Origin of the sequence: Anaeromusa sp. (assembly GCF_028691475.1) — a bacterium.
GTDB lineage: Bacteria > Bacillota > Negativicutes > Anaeromusales > Anaeromusaceae > Anaeromusa.
Genome location: NZ_JAQUZF010000115.1, coordinates 1 through 7,474 on the forward strand (window position 1 = coordinate 1; position 7,474 = coordinate 7,474).

Genomic DNA, 7,474 nt, shown 5'->3' on the forward strand with positions numbered 1-7,474 from the left:
GCAAGAATATTGGACCACTGATCATCGCCGCCCATCTGCATGACGCAGCCGTAACGGCGGTTCAGTTCCAAGAAATCATAGCCCTGCATGATCATGTAGTTAAATTCGAGGAAGGATAGGCCTTTTTCCAAGCGCTGCTTAAAGCATTCCGCCGTCAGCATGCGGTTGACGGAAAAATGCGCGCCGATTTCCCGCAGAAAGCCGACGTAATTCAGCTGCATCAGCCAATCCGCGTTGTTGGCCATCACCGCTTTATCCTCGCTGAAATCAATAAAGCGAGCCATCTGCTTTTTAAAGCACTCGCCGTTTTGTTCAATGGTTTCCGGCGTCATCATTTTGCGCATATCCGTCTTCCCCGACGGATCGCCCACCATCGCCGTGCCGCCGCCAATCAAGCAGATCGGACGATGCCCGGCTCGCTGCATATGCGCCATAACCATCATGCCCAAAAAATGCCCCACATGCAGGCTGTCCGCCGTCGGATCAAAGCCGATGTAAAACGTAATCTTTTCCTTTTCCAGCAGCTCTGCGGTTTCCGCCTCATGGGTCATTTGCTGCACATAGCCGCGTTCCTTCAAGATGTCTAATACACTCATTTTCAGTTCCTCCTCTTGCTATCCTATCAAAATTTCACAGAAACCTCTCCAAAGGTCTACTTGTTTTAGAACCCTTTAGTTCTCATTTTCAAGGGCCGCTCGTGCTCTGAGCGCTCTCGCCCAAAAGAAAGATTTTTTCGTCTGACGCGAAAGAAAACGCAGGCATAGCGGCGCTCTGCCGAGGCTTTCTGACACTGTCAGGCGTAAAAAGATACTTCGGGGCGTGAGCAGTGAAGAAATGAGCGGCCCTAATAAAAAAGACTCGTCTCTCATCAAATGAGGGACGAGCCGTATGCCCGTGGTACCACCCTGGTTGCCAGCCCTAGGGCTGACCGCTCCACTATGATCGGTAACGGCGATCCGCCGGCCTAGCCTACTAACCCCCTAGGGTTTTCAGCCTGCTGCTCCTGGGTGTATTTCATCGCACGCGTCTACCGGGTTGCACCATCCCCCGGCTCTCTAAAAGACGCCTTGCCATTACTTCTCCCATTCGTCACATTGTTCGTATATGCATCAATATAGCCGAAGACCTTCTTCTTGTCAAATCCAGTCTTACACTTCCATAATAATCGGCAGAATCATCGGCCGACGGCCGGTTTTTTCCATCAAGAACTTGCCCAGAGTTTCCTTGACTTGAACCTTGATGGAGGACCAGTCGCTCAAGTTGCGCTCCGAGCAGCGATCCAGCGCCTGACGCACCTTTTGCTGCGCTTCGTTCATCAGACCGCCAGCGTCACGCACATAGACAAAGCCGCGCGAGACCAAATCCGGTCCGGACAAGAGTGCATTACGCTGTTTGTCCAGCGTGACGACGACAATAATGACCCCTTCGTTCGCCAGCTGCTGCCGGTCCCGAATCACAATGTTGCCCACATCGCCCACGCCCAAGCCGTCGATAAAGACGCGTCCCGCCTTTACCTTGCCAGCCATGCGCGCCGCTTTACGCGTAAACTCGAAAACATGCCCGTTTTCACCGTAAAAAACGTTTTCCGAAGGCACGCCCATCTCTTCCGCCAACGCGCCGTGCTGCCGCAGCATACGGTACTCGCCATGAACGGGGATGAAATATTTCGGACGCACCAAATTCAGCATCAGTTTCAGTTCTTCCCGGCTGGCATGGCCGGAGACGTGAACCCCCGAAGAACGCTCATATACTACATGCGCGCCCAGACGAAGCAAGCTGTCGATGGTACGGGAAACAGACTTCTCATTCCCCGGAATCGGCGTAGCGGAAAAAATCACCGTATCGCCAGGCACAATAGCTACGCTGCGATGGGTGCCTGAGGCCATGCGGCTCAAGCCCGCCATCGGCTCGCCTTGGCTGCCGGTAGTTAAAATCAGCAACTGATCGTCGCGATAGTTTTTCATCTCTTCCGGCTCAATCAAGACGCCTTCTGGAATATCCAAATATCCCATTTCCGTCGAAATCCCCACCACATTTACCATGCTGCGGCCCATTACTACTACTTTGCGGCCATATTTAGCCGCGGTCTGAATGGCCTGGCCCACACGCAGCACATTCGAGGCAAAGCTAGCCATAATAATACGGTTTTTCGCCGCCCGGAACTGCACGTCCAGCGCCGCCGTTACGGTCCGCTCCGAAGCGGTATAGCCGGGTCGTTCCGCATTGGTGCTGTCCGACATCAGGAGCATCACACCTTGATTGCCCAATTCGGCAAATTTATGAATATCAATAAGCTTATTGTCTACAGGAGTCTGATCAATCTTGAAGTCTCCTGTATGCACTACCGTTCCCACCGGTGTCTTAAAGTAAATGCCGCAGGCATCAGGAATGGAGTGACTGCCCTGAATAAAGCCGATCTTGAAGACACCCAGCGTCAACTCATCCCCTGGATTTGTCGGCACCAGATTGTACTTGCCTACGCGATTTTCTTTCAGACGCCCTTCTACAAGGCCCAAGGCCAAACGACTGCCGTATACGGGAACATTAACCTCCCGCAACAAATAAGACAACGCGCCAATATGGTCCTCATGACCATGGGTCAAAACAACGCCGCGCACTTTGTCTCGGTTTTCAAACAGATACGACATATCCGGAATGACTAAATCAATGCCCAGCATGTCATCTTCCGGGAACGACAGGCCTGCATCCAGAATCACGATGTCATCGCCGTATTGAAACACCGTCATGTTCTTGCCGATTTCCCCTAGGCCGCCCAAGGGAATAACCAGCAATTTTCCTTTTGGTTTTGATGATCTCACTAAAAAATCCTCCATTTTTTATTATAAATTTCTTATTTCCGACTGCATTTTTACATACAAAAGAAAGCTCGCTTGCATGCGAGTTCCTATATAACCGCTATATGGTTGTCGTCCGTTCCGTATACCAAGTAGGGGCTGACTTCTATCCGCTCAATGCATTCCATTAATTATATCGCGAATTCTTATTAAAAGCAAGAATGCTCCCGTGCAAGGCGCGAGGGACTAAAATGCAACAGGAGTAAAGGGAGTAATCGGAGGACTCGAATGAGAGCATGGAGGTCCGGGACACTACTGACTAGATTGCCACGTCGCTGCGCTCCTCGCAATAACAGAACTAGGCTGCCTTACGAGTCATTGCGAAGACCAGCAATGCGCGCTCTCTGGTTTGTTAATAAAAAACGTCCCTTCGTCAAAAGGAACGTACTCTCTTTCAGAAAAGAATTCTATTAATTTATAGTGCTCAAAAGCTAGTGGCTGCAAGGAGCAGAAACTTTAACGAGTAATCCAAACGTCAACTAACCAACAGCATTCACTGGCTTAATGAGCATCCACGCCAAAGCGAGAATTTTTTTCGTTAAGCGCGAAAGAAAACGCAGGCATAATGGGGCTATGCCGAGGCTTTCTGACAAAGCTTAGCGGAAAAAAGACCGTTTAGGCGTGCGGTGCGCATAAGCCAATGATTGCGATAAAAAAAAGCCCTTCAGGCGAACCTGAAAGGCTGAGTTTTTGATGGTGACCCACGTTGGACTCGAACCAACGACACCCTGATTAAAAGTCAGGTGCTCTACCGACTGAGCTAGTAGGTCATGTCTCACAGAACGAAATTATATCACCATATCGTTCCCGTGTCAACAGTTTTTTAAAACATTTCTTCCATAATGATCGTTTGCTCGCGATTCGGGCCGACAGAAACGATGCCGAGACGGACGCCCGCCACTTCGCTGAGGCGTTCCAAATAGGCTCTGGCAGCAGCCGGCAAGTCTTCGTAGCGGCGCACTTTGGTAGTGTCGGTCTTCCAACCGGCAAATTCTTCGTAAACCGGCTCCACCTTGGACAATACCTTCAAGCTGGCCGGATATTCTTTAATGATCTCACCGTTATAAAGGTAGCCAACACAAAGCTTGATGCTGTCTAAGCCGTCCAGAATATCCAGGCGGGTAATGGCCAGCGCATCCAGACCGCTTACTTGTCCGGCATATTTGACAATGCAGGCGTCCAGCCAGCCGCAACGACGCGGACGACCGGTAACGGTACCAAATTCATGGCCAGCCTCGCGAATGGTGTCGCCCATGGCGCAATGCAGTTCAGTCGGGAACGGACCTTCGCCGACGCGCGTGGTATAGGCTTTCACTACGCCAACTACCTTGTCGATCTTGCCAGGACCTACGCCGGCTCCGGTACAAGCACCGCCGGCAATCGGATTGGATGAAGTCACATAGGGATAGGTGCCATGGTCCAGATCCAACAAGGTTGCCTGCGCACCTTCGAAGAGGACTTTTTCGCCTTTGTCCAAGGCGTCGTTGAGAAGGTATGTCGTATCCGCCACATACGGACGAATCAGCTCGGCAAAAGCCAAGTACTGCTCCAGCATGGGCTCGTATTCAAAAGGCTCTGCTCCGTAGAGCTTCACCAATAGTTCATTTTTAGCCGCCACATTATGTTTCAGCTTGGCTGCAAACTCTTCCGGGTCCATCAAGTCCACAATACGGATACCGCAGCGAGCCACTTTATCCATATAGCAAGGTCCGATACCGCGCTTAGTCGTGCCGATTTTAAACTCGCCCCGAGCGACTTCTTCCGCTTCGTCCTGCCGGCGATGATACGGCAGCAGCACCTGCGCCCGCGTAGAAATGCGCAGACTTGAAGTATCAATGCCCCGTTCTTTCATGCCGTTGATTTCTTTTAAAATGGCTTCCGGATCAATGACAACGCCATTGCCCAAAACGCAGGTCTTTCCTTTATAAAGAATACCCGAAGGCAGCAGTTGCAGCTTATAAGCCTCATCGTTTACCACTACGGTATGGCCTGCATTGTTGCCGCCGGAATAACGCACAACTACGTTAGCCTGTTCCGCCAGATAGTCGACTACTTTCCCTTTTCCTTCATCGCCCCATTGACTGCCGATAACAATAATTGCTGACATACTATCACTCACCTTTTTTTTACAGCCCGAAACGAGCCATGATTCTATCTATATGCCGGAGAAAATATCCATAATCAAAGCAAAAATCCACTTCTTCCGCCGTCAGATGTTTCATAATATTGCAATCCCTTAAAATTCCCGCCTTAAAATCAACATCCTCTTGCCATTTCGCCATTGCATGACGCTGCACCCACTGATAAGCATCATCACGCAAGACACCCCTTTCAATCAATGCATTCATCACACGTTGACTGAAAATCATCCCGCCTGTCTTATCCATATTCGAGCGCATTACATTCGGGTATATAACAAGTTTTTCTAACACCACCGCAAATTGCCGCAAGCAATAATTGGTCAGGATGGCACTTTCCGGTAAAATCAGCCTCTCCACAGAAACGTGAGTCATGTCCCGTTCATGCCACAATGCGACATTTTCCATTCCCGCCAGGGCATATCCGCGCACCACTCGCGCCAAACCAGCTACGTTTTCAGAAATCAAAGGCTGACGCCTATGTGGCATAATTGATGCTGATTGTGAGTCAGCGGTAAAAAATTCTTCGACCTCGCCGATATCTGTGCGCTGCAAATTACGAATCTCTATAGCAAACTTTTCTAATGAAGAGGCAATAACCGCCAACACATTCAAAAATTCAGCATGTCTATCTCTCTGCACAATCTGCGTTGCCACCTTAGCCGCGCTCAACCCTAATTTTTTGCACACATAAGCCTCTACATGCGGACTAATATTAGCATAGGTACCCACTGCTCCTGCAGCCTTGCCCACAGAAACTGTTTCTCTGACTTTTTCCATGCGCGCAATATGCCGCTCCGTCTCATCCAACCATACTGCCAGCTTCAGCCCCAAAGTCAATGGTTCTGCATGCATACCATGAGTACGGCCCATCATCGCTGTATACTTATGTTCCTGCGCTCTCCGGCGCAAGACATCGCGCAAATGACGCAAGTCCGTCAAGATTATATCCGCAGTTTGCTTCATTCTTACGCCTAACGCCGTTTCCTTCACGTCGCTGGCAGTAAGACCCAAGTGAATGTATTTCGCCTCTTCTCCTACTTGTTCCGCAATTACCGTCAAAAAAGCCATTACATCGTGGCGAACATTCTTTTGCACTTCTTGTATGCGTTTCCAATCCAAACGAGCCTTTTCCCGAATTGCCGCCACCGCAGCCTTAGGAACTTCCCCCAATTCCGCCAGCGCTTCACATGCGATAAGCTCTATATCCAACATAATCCGGAACTCATTCTCTTCAGCCCAAATACGTCCCATCTCGGGATAAACATACCGGTCAATCACAAGCGCTCCTCCCTTCTTATGCCGCGTTCATAAAAAGAACTCAATACGGCCTCATTCTGAAGCGCCGAGATTGAGCCTCCCTCAAATTATTCATTTTTCACCATATATAGCATACCAAAGAGCTTTCTCCTCGTCAATATTTTGTCGAATGTTTAATCATTTTCTCCGTTAAACGTTCGGCTATCCCTTAGCCCTCGGGCATACGGGTCAAATCCGCAAAGCGCGTAAACTGCTTGTGGAAGAAAAGCTGCACACTGTCTACCGGACCGTTGCGGTGCTTGGCCACAATGATTTCGGTAATATTTTTGTTTTCCGTATCCGGGTTGTAGTAGTCTTCACGATAGAGAAAAGCTACAATATCCGCATCCTGCTCCAAAGAACCCGATTCGCGCAAATCGCTGAGCATGGGCTTTTTTACCTGGCGGGACTCTACGCTGCGGCTAAGCTGAGACAGCGCAACGACCGGAACTCCCAGTTCACGGGCCAAACCTTTCAACGAGCGGGAAATCTCCGAAATTTCCTGCTGACGATTTTCGCCGCCTTTGCCGCCGCTGCCCTGCATCAGCTGCAAATAGTCGATGATGATGAGCGACAAATCATGTTCTACTTTAAGGCGCCGCGCCTTGGAGCGCATTTCCAGCACCGAAATACCTGCCGTATCATCAATGAAAATAGGAGCTCCCGAAAGGCGATCCGCCGCATTAATCAGCTTGGTCCAATCGTCATCCTCCAGCTCGCCAATACGCAGCTTTTGCGAATCAATGGACGCTTCGGCACAAAGCATACGCTGCACCAACTGCTCCTTAGACATTTCCAGCGAAAAAAACGCTACAGCCTTTTTTTCCCGAATAGCCACATTAGAGGCAATATTTAGGGTAAAAGCCGTTTTACCCATACTCGGACGGGCCGCCACAAGAATCAAATCGGATTTTTGCAGGCCAGAAGTCAAACGGTCCAGGTCCTTAAAGCCGGTAGCCAAACCGGTAATACCACCGCGTGATTCGTAGAGCTGCTCGATCTTGCCAAAGGCGTCCAGGACGATGCTTTTAATAGGCGTAAAATCGCCGCCAATGCGGCGGTTGGATACCTCCAAAATCATCTTCTCCGCCTGATCGACAATTTGCGATACCTCTTCACTGCCCTCATAACCCAACGCGGCAATTTTCGTCGAGGTCTGGATAAGCTGACGCAAAAGCGCCT

Annotated in this window: 5 protein-coding genes, 1 tRNA gene and 1 other annotated feature; all 6 genes read right to left on the reverse strand. The window is 50.0% G+C overall.

Annotated features, from left to right (window positions below; genetic code table 11):
- Positions 1-596: tyrosine--tRNA ligase (gene tyrS / locus PHF27_RS12145; protein WP_300070437.1), on the reverse strand; the 596-nt coding region annotated here is incomplete at its 3' end.
- A 276-nt stretch (positions 597-872) separates the two neighbouring features.
- Positions 873-1,099 (reverse strand) — a binding site (T-box leader).
- A 49-nt stretch (positions 1,100-1,148) separates the two neighbouring features.
- A complete protein-coding gene (locus PHF27_RS12150) occupies positions 1,149-2,819 on the reverse strand; it encodes a ribonuclease J (protein ID WP_300070440.1) in 1,671 nt (556 codons plus the stop codon).
- A gap of 730 nt (positions 2,820-3,549) precedes the next feature.
- Positions 3,550-3,625: transfer RNA gene (locus PHF27_RS12155), tRNA-Lys, on the reverse strand.
- Positions 3,626-3,678: 53 nt separating this feature from the next.
- Complete coding sequence (locus PHF27_RS12160) at positions 3,679-4,962, reverse strand: adenylosuccinate synthase (protein WP_300070443.1); 1,284 nt, start codon at positions 4,960-4,962, stop codon at positions 3,679-3,681.
- A 19-nt stretch (positions 4,963-4,981) separates the two neighbouring features.
- Positions 4,982-6,274 (reverse strand): adenylosuccinate lyase, encoded by a 1,293-nt coding sequence (gene purB / locus PHF27_RS12165; protein WP_300070445.1) that lies wholly within the window; start codon positions 6,272-6,274, stop codon positions 4,982-4,984.
- 187 nt (positions 6,275-6,461) lie between these two features.
- Positions 6,462-7,474: replicative DNA helicase (gene dnaB, locus PHF27_RS12170; protein WP_300070448.1), on the reverse strand; the 1,013-nt coding region annotated here is incomplete at its 5' end.

Coding starts and splice junctions, on each gene's coding strand:
- PHF27_RS12160 (WP_300070443.1), bottom strand. CDS start 4,962: ATGTCAGCAATTATTGTTATCGGCAGTCAATGGGGCGATGAAGGAAAA.